Raw genomic sequence first — 1001 nt, forward strand, 5'->3', positions numbered from 1 at the left:
CAAACTGGCTTTCTGCCTTCGCTACTTGCGCGAGTTATGTGTGGACAGAAAACCAGCATTTTGAGAACACAGCCTAGAGCTCGCCAAAGAGCTCGCCAAAGAGCTCAATAATGTCAGCAAAGCCTGCAAGCTCATCGGCTACAGCCGTCAGCAGTTCTACGAAATTCGCCGTAATTACCAGACCTATGGCGCCGAGGGATTGCTCGACAAATTGCCCGGCTGTAAAGGGGCTCATCCCAATCGGGTCGCTCCCGAGATTGAACAGGCTATCCTCGATTACTCCCTCACCAGACCAACTCATGGCCCGCTGCGGGTCGCGCAAGAACTGGCTCTGCAAGGCATCAATGTCAGTGCGGGCGGTGTGCGTGGCGTGTGGCAACGGCACGACTTGCTCTCCAAACACGACCGCTTGCTGCGCCTTGAGAAAACTCACCGGGAGCAGACCATTGAGCTCAATGACGAGCAGATTCGCCTGCTCGAACGCTTCAGCCCCGAGTTTCGCGAACGCCAGATTGAGGTTCACTACACCGGAGAACTGGTGGCGGTCGACACCTTCTTCGTCGGCGCGCTCAAGGGGGTTGGCAAGGTGTATCTGCAAACCGTGCTGGACTGCTATAGCCGCCACGCCTGGGGACGGCTCTACACCAGCAAGCTGCCGGTGACCTCGGTTCATGTGCTCAATGAAACGGTACTGCCGTTTTTCGAGGCCCACGAGGCACGGGTCTATACCATCCTGTCGGATAACGGGCGCGAGTTCTGTGGACGTCCTGACCACCATCCCTACGAGCTGTTCCTGCAACTGGAGGGGATTGAGCACCGGACAACCAAGGTACGCAGGCCGCAGAGCAACGGCTTTATCGAACGGCTGCATCGCACACTGCTGGATGAACACTTCCGTATCAAGGGGAGGACGACCTGGTATGAGTGCATATTCCGGCCGATCATGAACACCAATTCCGATTCAACGTGAACACCATTTCCGGACCAATGTGAACGCTCAT

Annotated in this window: 1 pseudogene; it reads left to right on the top strand. The window is 56.5% G+C overall.

Annotated features, from left to right (window positions below):
* Nucleotides 1-88: 88 nt before the first annotated feature.
* A pseudogene (locus PG887_RS22465) lies at nucleotides 89-964 on the top strand (DDE-type integrase/transposase/recombinase); the annotation flags it as partial.
* Nucleotides 965-1001: the final 37 nt, after the last annotated feature.

Source organism: Aeromonas sp. QDB14 (assembly GCF_027707845.1).
Lineage (GTDB): Bacteria > Pseudomonadota > Gammaproteobacteria > Enterobacterales > Aeromonadaceae > Aeromonas > Aeromonas caviae.